This is a genomic window from Pseudomonas sp. B5(2017) (genome assembly GCF_002112825.1).
Taxonomy (GTDB): Bacteria; Pseudomonadota; Gammaproteobacteria; order Pseudomonadales; family Pseudomonadaceae; genus Aquipseudomonas; species Aquipseudomonas putida_Z.
In genome coordinates, this window is the sequence record NZ_NEIR01000017.1 from 39,257 (window position 1) to 60,450 (window position 21,194).

Below are 21,194 nucleotides of genomic sequence, written 5' to 3' on the forward strand. Positions count from 1 at the left end.
GACAAGCCCTTAATTGCAGATGATTATCATCTAGTTGTTCGATGTATCCCCTTGCGGCGCGGCTGTGTGCATGGCCACCTGCGGCGCTTTGCACTCATTCGGATTGCCCGGTTGCAGGTATGGCATGAGGATCGGAGCCATGCCCTTGAGTACCTGCACCGGCAGCGCCGAGGTGAACTTGAAGGCCTCTGCCGAGCGCCCCGGCACGAACGCGGTCAAGGTGCCGAAGTGGTTGTCGCCCAGGAAGAACACGAAGGTGGCGGTACGGTTCAGCGAGCGCGAGCCGATCAGCCGGCCGCCAGTACCAAAGCTTTCGATGCGGTTGTCACCGGTACCGGTCTTGCCGCCCATCACCAATGGCGTGCCGTCCTGCAGCTTGAAACTGCCGGAAATACGCCGCGCGGTGCCCGCATCCACCACCTGCGACATGGCGCCTTTGAGGGCGCGCGCCACTTCGACCGGCAGAATCCGCACCCCCCGGTCCGGGTCGGTGACCAGCTTGGTCTCATAAGGCGTGTTGGCAGCGAAGTGCAGGGTGTCGATCCGCAAGGTCGGCAGGCGCACGCCGTCGTTCTGGATGATGCCGACCAGTTCGGAGAGGGCGGCGGGGCGGTCGCCCGAGCTGCCGATGGCGGTGGCCAGCGAGGGTACCAGGTGGTCGAATGGATAGCCCACGCGCTTCCAGCGCTGGTGAATGTCGAGGAACGCTTCGATCTCGACCATGGTGCGAATGCGGCTGTCACGGGCACCCTGATGGCGGCTCTTGAACAGCCAGCCGTATACCTCCTGGCGCTCGAAGCGGCTGGCATTGACCATTTCGGTCAAGGTAGAGCCGGGGTTCTTCAGCAGGTAACCCAACAGCCACAAGTCCAGCGGGTGCACCTTGGCGATATAGCCCTGGTCGGGCAGGTCGTACTTGCCCGGGCCGTAGGCGTCGTACATCTCCGACAGGCGGCCATCGGTCAGTTTGCCCAGGACGATCTTGTCACCCTTGAGGTGGGCGCGGACGAAGGCGTTGAAAGTTTCCTGGCCAGCCTCGGGGAACAGGTAGCGGTGCACGGCCGCCAACCGTTGCGGGGTTACGCGCATGCTGTCGAGGAAGGTGTCCAGGCGCTGCTGCGAGGTCTTGCGCTGGTATTTCTTCCAGAAGCGCATCAGGTAGTTGGTGCCTTCCTTGTCGGCGAAACGGGCCAGGTATTCCTGGCGGCGCGGGTCGGAGTCGTCCTTGAGCAGCGGCACGCGGTTGTATGGCTGCTGGTAGGTCACGTAGCGCACCAGGTCGCGCATCAGGCGGATGAACGGCAGGTTGATCGACTCGCGCAATGCATCCTTGAGGGTTGGGTTGCGGCTGTTGTCTTCCTTGCGGAAGTTGTTGAACACATGCATGCCGCCGCCGGTGAAGAAAGCTTCGCCGGTGTTGGCCGAATACTTGCGTTCCAGCGCCGCATCGAGCATGGCGTCCAGGCTCTGGTTCTTGCTGTTCTGCGCCAGCCATTCCAGCGACCACTGGCTGATGCGGTCGAGTTCGGCGACTTCGACTTTCTTCAACTCGGCGGCTGGCTTGCCGGCGTACTTGTCGTGCAGTTCGGCGATGATCTCCAGGTAGGTGGTGAGTACCCGCAACTTGGCGGTTGAACCCAACTCCAGCTTGCTGCCTTCGTTGATGTCGAAGGGCTGGTCGGTGCTGTCGGTCTGCACCCGCACCCGCGAGCCGTCAGCGGTGCGCTCGAACAAGGTGAAGCTGTAGCTCACCTGGTCGGTGGTCTTGGCGGTGAGCAGGCGTTCGCCGATCAGGCCGATCTGCGCTGCGAATTCAGGGTCGGCAAGGTTTTTCAGGTACTGGCTGACCTGCAGCTGCAGGTCGGACTGAAGGGTACTGGTGGCCGACACGTCGAGCCGGTCGAGGTCGTACAGCGGGCGGTTGAGCATGGCCGCCAGGCGGTTGCGTGCCAGGCTGATGCCCTTGTTGGTGACGATCGGCACGATGGTCGGTTGCGCCACCCAGTCGCGGTATACCGCCTTGCTGGCCAGTGCGGCGTCGGCCAGTGGCTGCTCGATGACCTTGTTGGCGGCCAGCACGCGGATGTGCGCGTCGGTCAGTTCGGCCAGTTCGAGCCGCCCCTTGGACAGGTAGTGCGACGGCCGGCGCTGGGCAATCATCAGTGACAGCACCTGGCGCAGGGCCAGGCCGCGTGCGGCCATGCTCTCGGGGTCGCTGGCGGTGGAATTCAGGGCCTGGTTGACTTGGTCGAAGTCGGCGCCGTACCAGACCCGCAGGCCTTCGGCCATGCCATGCACTTCGCCATGCCCAGGCACTGCCGACAGCGGCACGCTGTTGAGGTAGTCCCGCACGATGCGCTGGCGCGCCTCGGTGGTGTCAGGGCCGCCCTGGTAGGCGCGCACGCTGGCGGAAATCATCTGGCGGATCTTCTCGGCGCCGGAAACGGTCAGGCCGTCCGGTGAATGGCGGTACTTTTCCAGCTGCGTGGCCAGGGTGCTGCCGCCAGCGGACTGGCCGGGCAGGGCCAGGTACTTGGCCACCTGGCTGTAGGCGGCCTTGGCGAAGCGCGGCCAGTCCACGGCCGGGTTGTTGCGTGGGTCCTTGGTGTCGAGCAGGTCGCGGTTCTCGATGAACAGCAGGCTGTTGACGATCACCGGCGGGATCGCCGCAAAGTCCGGGTACAGGTGTTGCGGGTAGTTGTACTGGTACAGCATGTCGCCGCGGCAGTCGGTGATCGACAGGCCAGCCTGGATTTTCTCGATATAGGGGGCGAACAGCCCATGATCGACGTAGTTCATCAACGCCGGCGAGAACTTCACCTGCTCGCTGATCAGGTAGTCGCGCTTGAGCAGGCGCGGCAGGAATTCGCCCAGGGCGCTGTAGCCCAGGCGTTTGTCGAACGGCCCTTCGCCGGGGTAGACGATGGCATCGCTGGGGCCTGGTTGCAGCGAATAGGTGAGGGTGCTGGCCAGCTTGCTGAATTCCCGCGACTGCAGGTTGGAGGTGCGGAATTCGTCATACGCAGCGAAGCCGATGGCCACCAGCGCCACCAGCAGGATGAGGATGATCAGCCGCCACCATAGCCGACGCTGACGGGGGGACTTGGGTTGTGGCGTCTCGGCCGGAGGTATCTCGGGTGCTTCCGTTCTGCTTGGTTCCGATTGCCACAGTGCGCCCATAGTCTTCTATCCGGCCAGGTATTTTCGTCTTGCTTGTCTGAAGCTTAGACGTTGAGCGGGTCAGGTGAAAAATTTGTAAGAGACGGAGAAAGTGGCGTAGGGCTATGCGGCTTTGGTGTGGGTTTTTTCGTAAGGCGATATTGCTATGGTGGCCGGGCGATTTTGGGGCTGCTTTGCAGCCCTTTCGCGACACAAGGCCGCTCCTACAGGAGACCGAGCACGCTTGTAGGAGCGGCCTTGTGTCGCGAAAGGGGCGCGAAGCGGCCCCAGAGATCTTGCTGAATTTTCCTGTTTATACAGCGAAAAACCCTGCAACGGTCTTCCTATACTGCTCGCCCCCTTCGCCTTGCCGGGCGCTCTATTCCGGCACACGGGCCGGCCCACAAGGCCAGCTCGGCAAGCCAACGCCACGCCTATCGGCCTGGCCGGTGCTGCACGAAGGTCAAATCCAATAACAAAATGAGGTTGTATTGCTATGCCAGTCGGCAACCACCCTGCCCACGGCCAGGCCACCGAAGGCGGCCCGCTCAAGCGTGAACTGGGCGAACGGCACATCCGCCTGATGGCGCTGGGCGCCTGTATCGGTGTCGGTCTTTTCCTCGGTTCGGCCAAGGCCATCGAAATGGCCGGCCCCGCCATCATGCTGTCCTACATCATCGGCGGCCTGGCCATTCTGGTGATCATGCGCGCCCTTGGCGAAATGGCCGTGCACAACCCTGTCGCCGGCTCGTTCAGCCGTTATGCCCAGGACTACCTCGGCCCGCTGGCGGGTTTCCTTACCGGCTGGAACTACTGGTTCCTGTGGCTGGTGACCTGCGTTGCCGAAATCACCGCGGTGGCCATCTACATGGGCATCTGGTTCCCCGACGTACCACGCTGGATCTGGGCCCTGGCGGCGCTGGGCAGCATGGGGGCGGTCAACCTGGTGGCCGTCAAGGCGTTTGGTGAGTTCGAGTTCTGGTTCGCCCTGATCAAGATTGTCACCATCATCGCCATGGTCCTTGGCGGCATCGGCATCATTGCCTTCGGCTTCGGCAATGACGGCGTGGCAGTGGGTATCTCCAACCTGTGGAGCAACGGCGGCTTCATGCCCAATGGCGTGACCGGCGTGCTGATGTCGCTGCAGATGGTGATGTTCGCCTACCTGGGCGTGGAAATGATCGGCCTGACCGCCGGTGAAGCACGCAACCCGCAAAAGACCATCCCACAGGCCATTGGCTCGGTGTTCTGGCGCATCCTGTTGTTCTATGTCGGTGCGCTGTTCGTGATCCTGTCGATCTACCCGTGGAACGAAATCGGCAGCCAGGGCAGCCCGTTCGTCATGACCTTCGAGCGCCTGGGCATCAAGACCGCCGCTGGCATCATCAACTTCGTGGTCATCACTGCAGCGCTGTCGTCGTGCAACGGCGGCATCTTCAGCACCGGGCGCATGCTCTACAGCCTGGCGCAGAACGGCCAGGCCCCGGCGGCCTTCGCCCGTACGTCGAAGAACGGCGTGCCGCGCAACGCGCTGCTGCTGTCGATCGGCGCGCTGCTGCTGGGCGTGTTGGCCAACTACCTGGTGCCGGAGAAGGTCTTCGTCTGGGTGACTTCGATCGCCACCTTCGGCGCGATCTGGACCTGGGTGATGATCCTGCTGGCGCAGCTGAAGTTCCGTGCCGGCCTCACCACTGCCGAGCGCAAGGCACTGAAATACCGTATGTGGTTGTGGCCGCTGAGTTCGTACCTGGCACTGGCCTTCCTGGTGCTGGTGGTCGGCCTGATGGCGTACTTCGAGGACACCCGCGTGGCGCTGTACATCGGCCCGGCGTTCCTGGTGCTGCTGACGGTGCTGTACTACGCGTTCCGCCTGGCGCCGAAAGACGCGCAGGGTGTGGCCAGTACTGCTTCCTGATCTGAAATGGCTGGGGCCGCTTTGCGGCCCTTTCGCGACACAAGGCCGCTCCTACAGGCGACCGCGCCAGCTGCATGGGTCGCGGTCGCCTGTAGGAGCGGCCTTGTGTCGCGATGGGCTGCGTAGCAGCCCCAGGGTTCTATCAGGCTGCCACTTCGCTGTTCGGTTCGAAGCTGTCCGCCCGCGCCAGCTGCCACATGCGCGAATAGAACTGCCCGTTCACCTCGCCAGTCAGCAGCTCACCCGGCTTCAGGAACACATGCATCTGCGAGAACAGCTTGATCTCGGTGGCCGAGATGCGCCGTACCAGGTGCTTGGCCTCCAGCTGCGCCGGGTGCTCCAGGCCCGCTGCCGCAAGCATTTCGGCCAGGGCACGCAAGGTATTGTGATGGAAGTTCAACACCCGTTGGGCTTTGTCCGGCACCACCAGCGCCCGTTGGCGCAGAGGGTCTTGCGTGGCCACACCGGTCGGGCACTTGTTGGTGTGGCAGCTCTGCGACTGGATGCAGCCGATGGCGAACATGAAGCCGCGCGCCGAGTTGGCCCAGTCGGCGCCAATGGCCAGCACGCTGGCAATGTCGAACGCGCTGACGATCTTGCCGCTGGCGCCCAGCTTGATCTTGTCGCGCAGGTTCAGGCCGACCAGGGTGTTGTGCACGAACAGCAGCCCTTCGCGCAGCGGTACGCCAATGTGGTCGGTGAACTCCACCGGCGCCGCGCCGGTGCCGCCTTCCTTGCCGTCGACGACGATGAAGTCGGGCAGGATGCCGGTTTCCAGCATGGCCTTGGCGATGCCCATGAACTCCCACGGGTGGCCCAGGCAGAACTTGAAACCTACCGGTTTGCCGCCAGACAGCTCACGCAGCTGGGCGATGAACTGCATCATCTCGATGGGGGTGGAGAAGGCGCTGTGGCGCGACGGCGATATGCAGTCTTCGCCCATCAGCACGCCACGGGTTTCGGCAATTTCCCGGGTCACCTTGTGCTTGGGCAGGATGCCGCCATGGCCGGGCTTGGCGCCCTGGCTCATCTTGATCTCGATCATCCGCACCTGCGGGCTGCGCGCCTGGGTGGCGAAGCGTTCGGGGTCGAAGCGCCCGTCCGGCGTGCGGCAGCCGAAATAGCCGCTGCCCAGTTCCCAGACCAGGTCGCCACCGTGCTCGCGGTGATAGGGGCTGATGCTGCCTTCGCCGGTGTCATGGTGGAAATTGCCCAGCTTGGCGCCTTGGTTGAGGGCGCGGATGGCGTTGGCGCTGAGCGAGCCAAAGCTCATCGCCGATATGTTGAAGATCGACGCCGAGTATGGCTGGCTGCACTGCGGCCCGCCGACGATGACCCGGAAGCTTGCCGGGTCGGCCAATGGCGCCGGGCGCATGGAGTGGCCGATGAATTCGAAGCCGGACTCGTATACGTCGATCAGGGTGCCGAAGGGTTTGTCCGAGGCTTCGTTCTTCGCCCGTGCATACACCAGCGAGCGCTGGGCGCGGGAGAACGGCAGGGCGTCGCTGTCTGCCTCCAGCAGGTACTGGCGGATTTCCGGGCGAATGGCCTCGACCAGATAGCGGATGTTGCCCAGGATCGGGTAGTTGCGGCGTACTGCGTGGCGTTGCTGCAACAGGTCGAACAGGCCGATCAGGCTGAGGATGGCGGTGCTCAGGGTGAACGGCCACAACCATTCGTGGTGGGTGAAGGGCAGGCTCGCCAGGGTGAACAGCACACAGGCGGCGAAGAAGGCATAGCGGCTGAGAAGTGACAGGCTCATACAGGGTCCTTGCGATGGCGCGGTCAGGCTCAGGGCCTGGGGCAAACCCCGACCATAGCCAAGTTGCACGGCTGTGCAAATTAAAATCGGGGTAGCGAAAATCATTCTCGCCAAGCCTTGTGCTGGCTGTACTGGCCCTATCGCCGGCAAGCCGGCTCCCACAGGGATAGAGCATGGCTCAAGGCCGATGCGGTCGAGGTGGGAGCTGGCTTGCCGGCGATAGGGCCAGTACCGCAAAAAAGCGTTCAGATAGTGTCGCGCAGCAGCTTCTGCCGCCAGCTTTCCTGCTCTTGTACCGGCGCTTCGACCAGGTACGAATAGTGCCCGGCCACCCGCACCGCCACCGGCACCCCGTCGCGATACAACAGGCGGTTGCCGCTCACCGCCGGCACTTTCGCCCCCGGCAGCAACGACCCGACCAGGTTCAGCGGGTCACTGGCGCTTACCACCACCAGTGCCCCGTCCAATTCACGCTTGCGCACCTGCCGCAGCAGCCCCACCGCCTCCGGCAGGGCGAACTGTTCGCCGGCCAGCCCGGCAATGAAACGCCCGCCACGAATCTCGCCACGCGCTTCCAGCCTGTGATAGCAGCGCAGCAGTTCGCGCCAGGGCGGCAGCACATCGCTTTCGCGCTCCAGCAGGCGCCAGCACACCACGCCATAGCGCCGAAGCAGGGCCCGGGCGATGTGCTCCAGGCGCTGGCTGTCGTCTACAGCACCCCTGCGCAGCAAGGCCCAGCGCCCGGCATGGGACATGCTGCTGGACAGCGGCGGGTGGCCGCGTCGGCTGTTGCGCGATGTGCGTTTCGCCGCCGGGGTGATCAGGCTGCGCAGGCCGGTGAAGCTGTCGGCCCCCACCAGGCCTGCGCCTACCAGCTCTTGCAAGGCCGTTTCCAGTTCGCTGGGCAGCAGGTGGGCATCGTTTGTCAGCTCGTCGAAGAACAGCGCGCCATGTGCGTTCAGCACCTCGTGGACGCGTTGCGCCCGTGCGCCGAGGCTATCCAGGGTTGGCACGGGGGCAAGGCTGCGCCACAACCCAAGATGCTCGCGCGGCAACAGCACCAGCGGTGTGCTCGACAAGGTGTTGCTCGACACGGTCGTCGCCAGCCGGCTCCAGGCGAACTGCCCGCTACGGCAGGCATCGTCGAGCCAGTGCGGGCTGTAGTCCTTGATACGTGCCGGCAGCAGTTCGGCCTCCCAGGCTCCGGCTGCACTCGGGAACCCTTGCAACTGGCCAAGTACCTCGGCCACGGCTTGCGGGCCGCGCAGGCGCGTGTCGTCAGCCAGGTGCTGCCAGTCGAACAGAAAGCGCATGAAGTCCTGCAGGCTGACCGGCTCGATCTCCCGGCGCAGGCGTTTGACCGTGTAGCGGTGGATGCGCGCCAGCAAATGGCGCTCGCACCACTGCAGTTCGCTTGCGCCGGGGCTGAAATGCCCACGCAGCACATAGCCTTCGGCCTCCAGGCGGGCCAGGGCCTGTTCGATGGCCGGCAGCGGTTTGCCAAGTGCTGCCGCAATCTGCGCACGGGTCAGCGGGCCATGGCCGCTCAGGCGGGCTCGCAGCAGTTCGACCAGCGCAATGTCTGGCTCGATGGCCTGATCGAAGCCTGGCAGTGCCTGCAACGCAGGTTCCAGCCGGGAGCCGGGATACAGCACTTGCAGCAGGTTCAAACGCTCACGCGCCAGCCACAGCTTTTCATCCACCAGGCGCAAGGCCCGGCCGGCCTTGGCCAACTGCCTGAGCAGCAGCTCCCAGCTGGCATTGCCCTGTACTTCGTCCTGGCTGATGGCACCCAGGCCCATCAACGCTTCATGCATTTCGTCGGCATTGCCCGGTTGCGGCCAGGGCTCGGCTGCGACGGCGGCTATGGCATCGGCGTCCAGCGCGCCCAAATCGTCGCCGCTCTGCACTTCGCTCCAGCGCCGGTTGAGCACCGCCTGAGTGCGCCGTTCTTCCAGTGGCGCGTCATCCAGGAAGGCATAGGGCCGTGCATTGAGGATGGCCGCCGCCAGCGGCGAAGGGGCGGGCAGGTCGCGGCACAGCAGGCGTACCGTGCCGCTTTCCATACGCCGCAACAGCGCCAGCCAGCCTTCGCTGTCCATCGCCTCGTGCAGGCAGTCGTCGAGGGTTTGCTCGACCAGCGGATGATCGGGAATCTGCCGCTCGCCGACGATGTTCTCCAGGCAGGCGATCTGATCGGGGAATACGGCGGCAATCAGGTCTTCACTCTTCATCCGCTGGATCTGTGGCGCCACCTTGCGACCGCCGACAAAGCGCGGCAGGGCCATGGTCACGCTGGCGTTCCAGCGCCAGCGCACGCCAAACAGCGGCGCATCGAGCAGCGCCTGGACAAGGATCGGCTCGGCGCTGCGGCTGTTCAGGTAACGCCACACGTCGTCCAGTTCGAAACTGTGGCTGGAGGACAGCGACAGCACGATGGCGTCCTCGCTGGCCGCCGCCTGCAACTCGAAGTTGAAGGTGCGGCAGAAGCGCTTGCGCAGGGCCAGCCCCCAGGCGCGGTTGATGCGGCTGCCGTAGGGCGAATGGATGATCAGCTGGGTACCGCCGGACTCATCGAAGAAGCGCTCCATCACCAGCGTGTCCTGCGAGGGCAGGGCGCCGAGCACTTCGCGGGTGCGGGCCAGGTAGTCGAGCAACTGGCCAGCGGCGGCTTCGCCCAGTTCGAAAGTGGCCTGCAACCATGCCAGCACCTCGGCCTGGTTGTTGTCAGCCAGCTGTTGGTCGATCTGCGCCTGCAGCCGGGCCACCGCGGCAGACAGCTCGTCGCTACGCCCTGGCGCCTCGCCCAGCCAGAATGGAATGGTCGGTGGCAGGCCATGGGCATCCTCCACCCGCACCCGGCCCGGTTCGACGCGCAGGATGCGATAGGAAGCATTGCCCAGCTGGAAGATATCGCCGGCGATGCTTTCCACCGCAAAGTCTTCGTTGACGCTGCCGATGTTGAGCGCCTGCGGTTCGAGCAGCACGGCGTAGTCGGCGTTGTCGGGGATGGTGCCGCCGCTGGTCAGGGCGGTCAGCTGGCTGCCGCGGCGGCCACGCAGGGTGCCGCTCACCGCATCGCGGTGCAGGTAGGCACTGCGCACGCCCTGGCGGCCGTTGTAGCCCTCGGCGAGCATGCGCAGCAGGGCCTGGTAATGTTGCTGGTCGAGCTCGGCGTAGGGTGTGGCCTGGCGCAGGCAGTCGAACAGGGCCTGTTCGTGCCAGGGCTGGTTGCTGACTTCGGCGACGATCTGCTGGGCCAGCACATCCAGCGGCGCCCGGGGAATGTGCAGTTCATCCAGCTCGCCCCTGCGTATGCAGTCGAGCAGGGCCACGCATTCGATCAGGTCATCGCGCGAGGTCGGGAACAAGCGCCCCTTGGGCACGCCATCGACCTGGTGTCCGGCGCGGCCGACCCGCTGCAGCAAGGCCGCGATCGAACCTGGCGAAGCGATCTGGCAGACCAGGTCGATGTCGCCGATATCGATGCCCAGCTCCAGCGATGCAGTGGCCACCAGCACCTGCAGTTGGCCGTTCTTCAGGCGTTGTTCGGCATCCAGGCGTAGCTCCTTGGCCAGGCTGCCGTGGTGCGCGGCAACCGCCTCCTTGCCCAGGCGGTCGCTGAGGTGGCGGGTGATGCGCTCGGCCAGGCGTCGGGTGTTGACGAACACCAGGGTGGTGCGATGTTCGCGCGCCAGGGTGGCCAGGCGGTCATAGACCAGGCCCCAGACATCGGTGGCCATCACTGCACCCAGCGGCACTGGCGGCACCTCGATGGCCAGGTCGCGCTGCCGAGCATGGCCGACATCGACGATTGCGCAGGGGCGGCCGTTGCCGACCAGAAATTGCGCCACCCGCTCGACCGGGCGTTGCGTGGCCGACAGGCCGATACGCCGCAACGGCCGGTTGCACAGGGCCTGCAGCCGCTCCAGGGTCAGTGCCAGGTGGGCGCCGCGCTTGTTGCCTGCCAGCGCATGGATTTCGTCGACGATCACCGTGTGCACGCTGGCCAGGCCTTCACGGCCAGAAGCCGAGCCCATCAGCACGTAGAGCGATTCGGGGGTGGTCACCAGGATGTGCGGCGCCAGCTTGCGCATGGCGGCACGCTCCTTCTGCGGGGTGTCGCCGCTGCGCACGGCCGTGGTGATGCGCGGGGCGTTCAGGCCCTGGTCCGCGATGGCCTGGCTGATGCCTTCGAGCGGGGCTTGCAGGTTCAGGCGGATATCGTTGGACAGCGCCTTGAGTGGCGAAACGTAGACCACCTGGGTTTGCGCTGGTAGCTCGCCCTGATGCTCCAGGCCTTGGCGGAACAGTTCGTCGAGCACGGCCAGGAATGCACTGAGGGTCTTGCCCGAACCGGTCGGCGCGGCCAGCAGCATCGACTGGCCTGCATGGATCAACGGCCAGGCCTGGGCCTGGGCATCGGTCACCGTGGCGAAGTGGCGACGGAACCAGGTGCGCACGGCGGGGTGGAACAGCTCGAGCACCGGGTGGTGTTTGGCGGGCAGGTTCATGTGTTGGTTATGGAGGGTGTGGGGCGGGTTGGCAAGGGGCCGTTCGTCTGCCTGGTCGGCTATGACCTGTACCGGCCTCTTCGCGGGTAAACCCGCTCCCACAGGTACTGCGCCGCTCTCTGGCCTTGTGGTGCACCTGTGGGAGCGGGTTTACCCGCGAAGAGGCCGGCACAGGAAACACTGGCCTTGTCAGGCCAGGAACCCCATGGGATCCTCCCCGGCCATTGTTTCAGGTGAGCCCAGCCCATGCCCAACACCATCCGCATCGCCGCCGCCCTGCTGATCGACCCCCAGGGACGCACCCTGCTGGTACGCAAACGCGGCACCCAGGCCTTCATGCAGCCCGGTGGCAAGATCGATGCTGGCGAAACCCCGGTGCAGGCGCTGGTGCGCGAGCTGCATGAGGAACTGGGCCTGCACATCGACCCGGCCCAGGCCGTGCACCTGGGCCAGTTCAGCGCCCCGGCCGCCAACGAGCCGGGCTTCGAGGTACAGGCCGAACTGTTCCGCGTCGACAGCGCCGCAGCCGTGCTGCCGGCCGCGGAGATCGAGGAGGTGGTGTGGCTGGCCGCTGACCAGGCACCCGCCATGCAGCTGGCACCCCTGACCCGCGACCTGATCCTGCCGCTATACCGCCAGGCCGTCAGCGCACCGCGCTGACACCATCGAGGGTGGCGAACGAGGTGTCCTTCGCCGTCAGCAGGAAGTCGCGCATGTATGGCGCATCGAGCATGTCGGTGCGCACGGCGGCATAAAGCGTGGCGAACAGGCCTTTTTCACCCAGGCGCTTGCCCTTCACATACCCGCGCGAACTGTACTCGTGCAGCGCCCAGTGCGGCATGCCGCACACGCCACGGCCGCTGGCCACCAGTTGCATCATCATCACCGTCAGCTCCGAGGTGCGCACGGCGGCGGGCTCGATGTCGGCCGGCTCCAGGAAGCGGGTGAAGATGTCCAGGCGGTCGCGCTCCACCGGGTAGGTGATCAGGGTCTGGTCAAGCAGGTCCTGCGGCACGATGTAGGGCTTGCTGGCCAAGGGATGCTGGTTGGCCACCGCCAGCATCGCCTCGTAGGTGAACAGCGGTACGTAGGTGATGCCCGCCAGGTCCAGCGGGTCGGAGGTCACCACCAGGTCGAGGTCACCGCGGGCCAGGGCCGGCAGTGGGGCGAAGGCAAAGCCGGAGGCCAGGTCCAGCTCCACCTCCGGCCAGGCGTCACGGAACTGGTCGATGGTCGGCATCAGCCACTGGAAGCAGCTGTGGCATTCGATGGCCATGTGCAGGCGCCCGGCGGTGCCACCGGCCAGGCGCGCGATGTCACGTTCGGCGCCGCGCAGCAGCGGCAGGGTGGCATCGGCCAGTTGCAGCAGGCGCAACCCGGCGCTGGTGAAGCGGATCGGCTTGGTCTTGCGCACGAACAGCGGCAGGCCCAGGCGCTCCTCCAGCTCCTTGAACTGGTGCGACAGCGCCGACTGGGTCAGGTGCAGGCGCTCGGCGGCCTCCACCAGGCTGTCGGCCTCGCGCAGGGCATGAAGGGTTTTCAGGTGACGGATCTCCAGCACAGCTGACTCCGGTGTGTGGACTTGAGGAAACAGGGAATGAGTTGAGTTTCCCTCATGTTGCCGCGCCTGTCGACTGGGCGTACCGCCGCACCGCCTGGCGGGAGTCATCAAACTGTCACTGAACTGTGGCAGCGCGCCCGAACAGAATTCATCAGACTCGCGCTCTACTGGGGATCTGCATTCTGGTGTTTCTTTCATGCGGGCTTTTTGGCTTTTTCTTTTCTTTGTATTCGGCGTACCTGCGAGTTTCGCTGAACAGCGTTGTGACGCCCACGTGCCGGTGCAGCGTGCCGAACTGGGCGCGGTCAGCCTGGTGTATCAGAGCGTCGGTGCCCCACGCGACCCGGCCTTGCTGCTGGTGATGGGCCTTGGCGGGCAGCTGATCCACTGGCCGGACGACGTGGTCGAAGCGTTGTGCCGCCAGGGCTTTCGGGTGATTCGCTATGACAACCGCGATGTCGGCCTGTCACGCTGGAGCCAGCTGCCACCGTCGGCCAACCTGACGGTCGAACTGCTGCGCTACAAGCTGGGCCTGCCGGTGGCTGCGCCCTATACGCTGACCGACATGGCGGACGATGGCCTGCGCCTGATGGATGCGTTGGGCGTGCGCCAGTTTCATGTGCTGGGGGTGAGCATGGGCGGCATGATTGCCCAGCACCTGGCCGCCATGGCGCCCGAGCGCGTGCGCAGCCTGACGCTGGTCATGTCCAGTTCAGGGGCGGCGGGGTTGCCGGCGCCGGATCCGGCGCTGGTGCAGTTGCTGGCCCGGCGCAGCGCTCCGAACCGCGAAGTGGCCATCGAACAGCAGGCCGACCTGCTGGCGGCGCTGGGTAGCCCCGAGGTGCGTGACGACCGTGCGGCCTTGCTGCAGCAGGCGGCGGTGGCCTATGACCGGGCGTTCAACCCCGAGGGGGCCAAGCGCCAGATCATGGCGATACTGGCCGAGCCGAGCAGGGTCGAGTTGCTGAACCAGTTGCGGGTGCCGACCCTGGTGGTGCATGGCACGGCCGACCCGTTGCTGCCGGTGATGCATGGCGTGCATCTGGCGGCGCATATCCAGGGCAGCCAGCTGCGCTTGATACCGGGGTTGGCGCACCGCTTCCAGGAGCCGTTCAAGGCGCCGTTGCTGGGGGCGGTGTTGCCTTACCTGCAGGCACATCGGCAGGATGGCACGCATATCGCAGGGCTCTGAATTTCCATGCTTCAAGGCTGATGCGATCCCGTGTAGGAGCGGCCTTGTGTCGCGAAAGGGCCGCAAAGCGGCCCCGGCAATATTCGCGGCGAAGCTGAAATCGGGGGCCGCTACGCGCCCCATCGCGACACAAGGCCGCTCCTACACGGACCGCGTCAGCCGACCGGCCTCAGTGCATCCGCACCCACAAGGTCACCAGCACCGTCGCGGCCATCAGCCAGGCCACCGTGGCCAACGCCAGCGATGCCTCCAGGCGCATGCGGTCGACCAGTACATACAAGGTCGCCAGGTACACGAAGTACGGAATGATCGACCACATGCCGAACAGGATGGTGGTCTTCAGGTCGGCAATGCTGCGCCCCTTGCCGACGATGTAGTGGGCAATCAGGGCGAAGGTGGGGAACAGCGGCACCAGCCCGGCGATGTAGTAATTGCGCGTCTTCGACAGCACCGCCAGCAGCACCACCACGCCAGCGCCCAGGGCAGCTTTGAATACCAGGTCCACGTTGTCTTTCCAGGTTGGGGTTGAGGTCAGCCGAGGCCGTATTTCTTCACTTTGTCGAACAGCGTGGTCTTGGCCATGCCCAGCTCCTGGCTGGCCTGGCTCAGGTTGCCACCGGTGCGTTGCAGGGCATCGCCGAGCAGGTTGCGCTCGAACGCTTCCACCGCCTCGGCAAAGCCCAAACCTTGGCTGGCACCACCGCTGGGGCCTTTCTTGAACGCTGGCAGGCCGAGGGCATAGCGTTCGGCGACGTTGCGCAGTTCACGCACGTTGCCCGGCCAGTCGTGGGCCATCAGGCGCGACAAGGTCTGGCTGTCCAGCGCAGGCGTTTCGCGGTCGAAGCGCAGGGCCGACTGCTGCAGAAAGTGTTCGAACAGCTGCAGGATGTCTTCGCGGCGCTCGCGCAGCGGCGGCAGCTCCAGGGTCACCACGTTCAGCCGGTAATACAGGTCGCTGCGGAACTGGCCGCTCTGGCCCATGGCATCCAGGTCGGACTTGGTGGCCGCGATCACCCGGCAGTCCACTGGAATGCTCTGGTTCGAGCCCAGCCGCTCCAGGGTGCGCTCCTGCAGCACGCGCAACAGCTTGATCTGCAGGTTGATCGGCATGCTCTCCACCTCGTCGAGGAACAGCGTGCCGCCGTTGGCATGTTCGATCTTGCCGATGCGGCGTTTGCCGGCACCGGTGAAGGCGTTGGCCTCGTGGCCGAAAATCTCGCTTTCGAACAGGTTTTCCGGCAGGCCGCCACAGTTCAGTGCCACGAACGGCTGGCCCTGGCGGCGGCTGAAGTCGTGCAGGCAGCGGGCGACCAGTTCCTTGCCGGTACCGGTTTCGCCTTCGATCAGCACGTTGGCCGAGGTATCGGCGACGTTGGCGATCAGTTCGCGCAGGTGCTCCATGGCCGGCGAGCGGCCAATGATGCGCCCCTCCAGGCTGCTTTGCTCGGCCAGCTGGCGGCGCAGGGCCACCACTTCGCGCGACAGCCCGCGCTGCTCAAGGGCGCGGCGCACCACGTCGACCAGGCGCTCCGGGGAGAAGGGTTTTTCCATGAAGTCGTAGGCGCCATTGCGCATGGCGCCGACCGCCATGTCGATATCGCCGTGGCCGGTGATCAGCACCACCGGCAGGCTGCGGTCGCGGGCCTTGAGGCGGTTGAGCAGCTCCAGGCCATCGATGCCCGGCAGGCGGATATCGCTGACGACGATGCCGGCAAAGTCGTCGCCGATGCGTTCCAGCGCCTGTTCGGCGCTGCCTACGCCTTCGCAGGCGATGTCTTCCAGGGCCAACGCCTGTTGGCAGCCGAGCAGCACATGCGGGTCGTCTTCGACGATCAGGACGGTAAGAGGCGCTTGGTTCATGGGTGCTCTGCCGATTCGCTAGGGGGTGAGACCAGGGGCAGGGCCAGGACGAAGGCCGTGCCGCCGCTGGCGGGGTGCTCGACGTTGAGGCTGCCCTTGGCGGCGGCGGCAAGGCTCGCCGACAGGGTCAGGCCCAGGCCCAGGCCGTGTTCGCCCGGTTTGGTGGTGAAGAAAGGTTCGAACAGGTGCTTGCGCGCCTCGGCGTCGATGCCGTGGCCATTGTCGCGCACCTGCAAACGGTACTTGTCGCCCTGCAGCTCGCCTTCCAGCCACAGTTGCGGCAGCGGCTGGGCGGCCATGGCATCCAGGGCGTTGCCGATCAGGTTGACCAGGATCTGCTCCAGGCGGGTCTGGTCGATGGCCAGCTGCTGGTCCTCGAACTGATTGTGCAGCTGCAGGTGGCAGGCGCTGATGCGGTTGGCCAGCACCTGCAGGGTAGCGTCCACTGCCTTGGCCAGCGAGGCCTGGCCGCTGTCGTCACTGCGTCGGGCGAACGAGCGCAGGCTGGCGGTGATGCGGCCCATGCGGTCGATCAGGTCGTTCATGGTGCGCAGGTTGGTGCTGGCGGTTTCCAGTGCCCCGCGCTCGAGGAAGCGCACGGTGTTGCCAGACAGCGTGCGCAGCGCGGCCAGCGGCTGGTTCAGTTCGTGGGCAATGCTGGTGGACATCTGCCCGATGGCGGCCAGCTTGCCGGCCTGTACCAGTTCGTCCTGGGCGTGGCGCAGGGTCTGCTCGGCATGCCGGCGCTCGCGAATCTGGCCCTTGAGGCGTTCATTGCTGGCGCGCAGGTCGGCCGTGCGTTCGGTAATCCGTCGTTCCAGCTGGCTGTTGGCTTCCTGCAGGGCCTCGCGGGCTGCCAGGCGGGTGGCGATGACCTTGCGCCGTTCGTTCCAGGCAATGCCGAGGATCGCCAACAAGGCGAAGGCCACGCCCACCAGGATGCCCTGTACCATGGATTCGCGGCGCAGGTCCTGCAGCGGGGTCAGCAGGGTGAAATGCCAGGGTGTGTCGACCAGGCGCCGGGTCTGGGCCAGGTAGGCCATTTCGCGGGCCTTGCCCTGTGCGGTTTCGCTGTTGGCCGGGAAGGTCAGCTTTTCCACACCATCGGCCAGGGTTTCCCGGGCCAGGGGCTGCAGTTCGTTCAGCGGCCACCAGTAGTATTGCAGGCTACGGGCCAGGCGCTCCTTGATCTGCGGGGTCAGCGGGCGTACCGACTTCAGGCGCCGGGCCGGGTCGCTGGAGAGGATGATGATGCCGTTCTCGTCGCTGACGAACGCTTCCAGGCGGGCACGCTGCCAGCGCTCCTCGAGGGTGTCCAGGCGCACTTTGATCACCGCCACGCCAATGATCTTGCCGTGCTCCTCCAGGCCATGGGCCAGGTAATAGCCGGCCTCGCCGGTGGTGCTGCCGATACCGTAGAAACGCCCGGGTTCGCCGCGCACGGCGGTCTGGAAGTAGGCACGGAACGACAGGTCCTCGCCGAGGAACGAGTCGGCATCGCGCCAGTTGCTGGTGGCCTGGACCCGGCCATTGGTGTCGAGGACGAAGATGGCCCGGCTGCGGCTGCGCCGGTTCAGGCCTTCGAGGTATTCGTTGACGATCTGCCGCGAGCCGCCATCAGGGTCGGTGAGCAGGTGCGAGACGCTGTCTTCCAGCTCCAGCAGGCTCGGCAGGTAGGTGTACTTGCTGATTTCGCTCTCGACCGTGCGCGCGTGCAGCTCCAGCTGGCGCTCGCCGTTTTCGCTGAGGGTGCGGATACCGTTGCTCTCGCTGATCAGGTAGCCAGCCATACCCAGGCCGACCATCAGCAGGATGATCAGTGGCGGCAACAGCAATTGGCGGAGCAGGCGGGATTTCACGGCAGGCTTGGCAGGGAGAAGAAGCGAAGGATCGCATTTCATCACAGTGGCCTTGTCACGACCAGCGCCTGCTGCCCGAAAGGGCAGCGGCGCCGACCGCTTCAGTGAAGCAAAATCAGTGTTGCAGGATCTTGCTGAGGAAGTGCTGGGTACGCTCGTGGCGGGCGCTCGGGTTGCCGAAGAAGTCTTCCTTCTGGCAATCCTCGATGATGTTGCCCTTGTCCATGAAGATCACGCGGTTGGCCACCTTGCGGGCGAAGCCCATTTCGTGGGTCACGCACATCATGGTCATGCCTTCGTGGGCCAGTTCGACCATCACGTCCAGTACTTCGTTGACCATCTCCGGGTCCAGCGCCGAGGTCGGTTCGTCGAACAGCATGACGATCGGGTCCATCGACAGGGCACGGGCGATCGCCACGCGCTGCTGCTGGCCGCCGGACAGCTGGCCTGGGTGCTTCTTGGCGTGGGCACCGAGGCCGACACGGTCGAGCAGGGCCAGGCCCTTCTTGGTCGCTTCCGCTTCGCTGCGGCCAAGCACCTTGCGCTGGGCAATGGTCAGGTTCTCGGTGATGGACAGGTGCGGAAACAGCTCGAAGTGCTGGAACACCATGCCGACGCGCGAACGCAGCTTGGGCAGGTTGGTCTTGGGGTCGGCGATCGAGGTGCCGTCGACCACGATGTCACCTTTCTGGAACGGCTCCAGGGCGTTGACGCACTTGATCAGGGTGGACTTGCCCGAGCCCGACGGGCCGCATACCACCACCACTTCACCCTTCTTGACCTCGGTGCTGCAGTCGGTCAGTACCTGGAAGTCCCCGTACCACTTGTTGACGTTCTTGATGGAAATCATACGGTGATCCTTTTTTGCAGGCGCTTGACCAGCCACGAAGCGGAGAAGCTGATGAGGAAGTACACGACACCGGCGAAGATCAGGAACTCATGGGAGCGCCCGATGATGTCGCCGTTGGAGCGTGCCGAGTTGAGGAAGTCCACCAGGCCCACGGTGTATACCAGCGAGGTGTCCTGGAACAGGATGATGCTCTGCTGCAGCAGCAGCGGGGTCATCTTGCGGAAAGCCTGGGGCAGGATGATCAGGCGCATGGTCTGGCCGTAGGTCATGCCCAGTGCCTGGGCGGCGCCCATCTGGCCCTTGGAGATCGACTGCACGCCGGCGCGGACGATTTCGCAGAAGTACGCGGCCTCGAACATCATGAATGCCACCACGCAGGAGGTGAAGGCACCCACCGGGGTGTCCTCGCCGGTGATCCAGCGCAGCACGAACGGTACCGCCAGGTAGAACCAGGTGATGACCAGCAGCAGCGGGATCGAGCGGAAGTAGTTGACGTAGGCGCCGGCCACGTTCGACAGCAGCTTGCTCGACGACAGGCGCATCAGGGCCAGGATGGTCCCCAGCACAATGCCGCCGACCACGCCCATGACCATCAGCTGCAGGGTCATGACCATGCCTTCCCACAGGGCAGGCAGGGCCGGGATGATTTCGCTGAAATCCATGTCCATTTATTTGCCCCCTACGGAAATCAGGCCGGGCACCGAGACTTTCTTCTCGACCATGCGCATCAGCAGCATCAGGCCCATGTTCAGGGTGAAGTAGATCAGCGTGGCCAGGGTGAAGGCCTCGAACAGGTTGGCCGAGAATTCGGCGGTCTGCTTGGTTTGTGCCAGCAGTTCCATCAGGCCGATCAGCGACGCCACCGACGAGTTCTTGAACACGTTCAGGAATTCCGAGGTGAGCGGCGGAATGATGATCCGGTAGGCTTGCGGCAGCAGCACGTTGGTGTAGATCTGCGACAGGCTGAAGCCCATGGCGCGGGCGGCGGCTTCCTGGCCGCGGGGCAGCGCCTGGATGCCGGTACGCACCTGTTCGCACACGCGGGCGGCGGTGAACAGGCCCAGGCAGATGACCACGCTGATCAGCGCCGAGGTGGTCGGGTTGAGGTCCTGCTTGAACCATTCCTGCAGGCCTTCTGGCAGCAGGTCCGGCACCAGGAAGTACCAGATGAACAGCTGCACCAGCAGCGGTACGTTGCGGAACAGCTCCACGTAGGCAGTGGCGATACCTGCTACCACACGGTTCGGCACGGTACGCATGACACCGAGGACCGAGCCCAGCAGCAAGGCGATGATCCAGGCGGAGATGGCGATGGCGATGGTCCAGCCCAGGCCGGTGACGTACCAGTCCAGATAGGTTTCGCTGCCCACGCCGGTGGACTTGAAGAACACGCCCCAGTCCCAGTTGTAATTCATCGGGATTTCCCCTCAGACGATTGTTTCACGGGCACCTTCGAGCATCCGAGAGCGCTTGGCGCCCTCGGATGAAAGGTTAGACACTAATGAGTGGCCTGCAGTATTGATTGGTGCTGTTGAGCACCAGGCCACTATCTGAGAGTCAGGACTTCTTCTCGTCCGCAGCCTTGTCGGTCGGCTCGGCGATCAGTTTCTTCAGCTCGTCGCTCATCGGGAACTGCAGGTTCAGGCCCTTTGGCGGGATTGGCTGCTGGAACCACTTGTCGTAGCTCTTGTTGACTTCGCCCGACTTGAAGTAGCCGACGATGGCGTCATCGACCGCTTTCTTGAAGGCCGCGTCATCCTTGCGCACCATGCAGCCGTAGATTTCGTACGACTGCGGGGTACCGGTGATGACCCAGTCCGTCGGCTTGCGAGCCTTGGCCATTTCGCCGGCGAGCAGGGCGTCGTCCATCATGAAGGCCACGGCGCGGCCGCTTTCGAGCATGTTGAAGGCTTCACCGTGGTCCTTGGCGGAAATCACGTTCATCTTCATCTGCTTGTCGGCGTTCATCGCCTTGAGGATGCGCTCGGAGGTGGTACCGGCGGTGGTCACCACGTTCTTGCCGGCAAGGTCCGGGAAGTCCTTGTATGCCGGCTGACCGTCCTTGACCTTGGTCAGCAGGCGGGTACCGACTTCGAAGATGCCGACCGAGAAGCCGACCTGTTGCTGGCGCTCGACGTTGTTGGTGGTGGAGCCGCACTCGAGGTCCACGGTGCCGTTCTGCACCAGCGGGATGCGGGTCTGGGAGGTGACGAGGTTGTAGCGGACCTTGATGTCCGTGCCCAGCTGCTTCTTCAGGGCGTCGACGACAGCCATCTGGATGTCATGCGAGTAGCCCACGGGCTCGGGCTTGCCGGCCAGGTAGGAAAACGGGATGGAGGAGTCGCGGTGGCCCAGGGTGATGGTGCCCGAATCCTTGATCTTCTTCAGGGTGCCGGTCAGTTCTTCGGCCATGGCCGGCGAAGCGATCACAGCGGCCGCGATGGCGGCGCCCAGCAATTGACGAACGATGCGCATCAAATTTTCCTCGACGTGTTTGTTTTTTTTATGGAGCCGTTGGCGGA

General features: G+C 64.8%; 14 protein-coding genes. 3 read left to right on the top strand and 11 right to left on the bottom strand.

What is annotated here, in order from left to right:
• Positions 1-30: 30 nt before the first annotated feature.
• On the bottom strand, positions 31-3,180 hold the full coding sequence (locus tag CAG00_RS23305) for a transglycosylase domain-containing protein (protein WP_085665437.1): 3,150 nt from the start codon (positions 3,178-3,180) through the stop codon (positions 31-33).
• Positions 3,181-3,655: 475 nt separating this feature from the next.
• On the opposite strand from CAG00_RS23305, the gene CAG00_RS23310 reads away from it, so the two are divergent.
• The gene (locus CAG00_RS23310) at positions 3,656-5,074 is read left to right on the top strand and encodes an amino acid permease (protein ID WP_075046161.1); all 1,419 of its coding nucleotides are present in this window, start codon (positions 3,656-3,658) and stop codon (positions 5,072-5,074) included.
• Positions 5,075-5,216: 142 nt separating this feature from the next.
• Here CAG00_RS23310 and CAG00_RS23315 read toward each other — a convergent pair whose 3' ends face one another.
• Positions 5,217-6,836, bottom strand: coding sequence for an FMN-binding glutamate synthase family protein (locus CAG00_RS23315; RefSeq protein ID WP_085665438.1), 1,620 nt, complete (start codon positions 6,834-6,836; stop codon positions 5,217-5,219).
• Between the two features lie 245 nt (positions 6,837-7,081).
• Positions 7,082-11,350: a DEAD/DEAH box helicase gene (locus CAG00_RS23320; protein ID WP_085665439.1), complete on the bottom strand. Its 4,269-nt coding sequence runs from the start codon at positions 11,348-11,350 to the stop codon at positions 7,082-7,084.
• Between the two features lie 246 nt (positions 11,351-11,596).
• Between CAG00_RS23320 and CAG00_RS23325 the strand changes: the two genes are divergently transcribed.
• Positions 11,597-12,010: an NUDIX domain-containing protein gene (locus CAG00_RS23325; RefSeq protein WP_003258026.1), complete on the top strand. Its 414-nt coding sequence runs from the start codon at positions 11,597-11,599 to the stop codon at positions 12,008-12,010.
• Here the strand turns inward: CAG00_RS23325 and metR are convergent.
• Positions 11,994-12,911 carry a transcriptional regulator MetR gene (metR, locus tag CAG00_RS23330; RefSeq protein WP_003258025.1) on the bottom strand — a complete coding sequence of 306 codons (918 nt, stop codon included), beginning with the start codon at positions 12,909-12,911 and terminating at the stop codon, positions 11,994-11,996. The genes CAG00_RS23325 and metR overlap by 17 nt on opposite strands.
• 196 nt (positions 12,912-13,107) lie before the next feature.
• Here metR and CAG00_RS23335 point away from each other — a divergent pair, with 196 nt between their 5' ends.
• Positions 13,108-14,103 (top strand): alpha/beta fold hydrolase, encoded by a 996-nt coding sequence (locus tag CAG00_RS23335; protein ID WP_085665440.1) that lies wholly within the window; start codon positions 13,108-13,110, stop codon positions 14,101-14,103.
• 169 nt (positions 14,104-14,272) lie between these two features.
• Here CAG00_RS23335 and CAG00_RS23340 read toward each other — a convergent pair whose 3' ends face one another.
• The 7 genes from CAG00_RS23340 to CAG00_RS23370 all read right to left on the bottom strand — a co-directional run bounded on the left by CAG00_RS23340 (position 14,273) and on the right by CAG00_RS23370 (position 21,147).
• Positions 14,273-14,608 (bottom strand): GlpM family protein, encoded by a 336-nt coding sequence (locus CAG00_RS23340; protein ID WP_013973973.1) that lies wholly within the window; start codon positions 14,606-14,608, stop codon positions 14,273-14,275.
• Between the two features lie 26 nt (positions 14,609-14,634).
• Positions 14,635-15,963 carry a sigma-54 dependent transcriptional regulator gene (locus CAG00_RS23345; protein ID WP_046614764.1) on the bottom strand — a complete coding sequence of 443 codons (1,329 nt, stop codon included), beginning with the start codon at positions 15,961-15,963 and terminating at the stop codon, positions 14,635-14,637.
• The gene (locus tag CAG00_RS23350; protein WP_025340401.1) at positions 15,960-17,864 is read right to left on the bottom strand and encodes an ATP-binding protein; all 1,905 of its coding nucleotides are present in this window, start codon (positions 17,862-17,864) and stop codon (positions 15,960-15,962) included. Before CAG00_RS23350 ends, CAG00_RS23345 begins: the two co-directional genes overlap by 4 nt.
• A gap of 73 nt (positions 17,865-17,937) precedes the next feature.
• A complete protein-coding gene (locus tag CAG00_RS23355) occupies positions 17,938-18,672 on the bottom strand; it encodes an amino acid ABC transporter ATP-binding protein (protein WP_003258023.1) in 735 nt (244 codons plus the stop codon).
• Positions 18,669-19,340, bottom strand: a complete 672-nt coding sequence (locus CAG00_RS23360; RefSeq protein WP_075046155.1) for an amino acid ABC transporter permease — start codon at positions 19,338-19,340, stop codon at positions 18,669-18,671. The genes CAG00_RS23355 and CAG00_RS23360 overlap by 4 nt, the downstream gene beginning before the upstream one ends.
• On the bottom strand, positions 19,341-20,087 hold the full coding sequence (locus tag CAG00_RS23365; RefSeq protein ID WP_025340399.1) for an amino acid ABC transporter permease: 747 nt from the start codon (positions 20,085-20,087) through the stop codon (positions 19,341-19,343). It abuts the gene before it with no gap.
• Between the two features lie 142 nt (positions 20,088-20,229).
• Complete coding sequence (locus tag CAG00_RS23370) at positions 20,230-21,147, bottom strand: glutamate/aspartate ABC transporter substrate-binding protein (RefSeq protein WP_084785257.1); 918 nt, start codon at positions 21,145-21,147, stop codon at positions 20,230-20,232.
• Positions 21,148-21,194 lie beyond the last annotated feature (47 nt).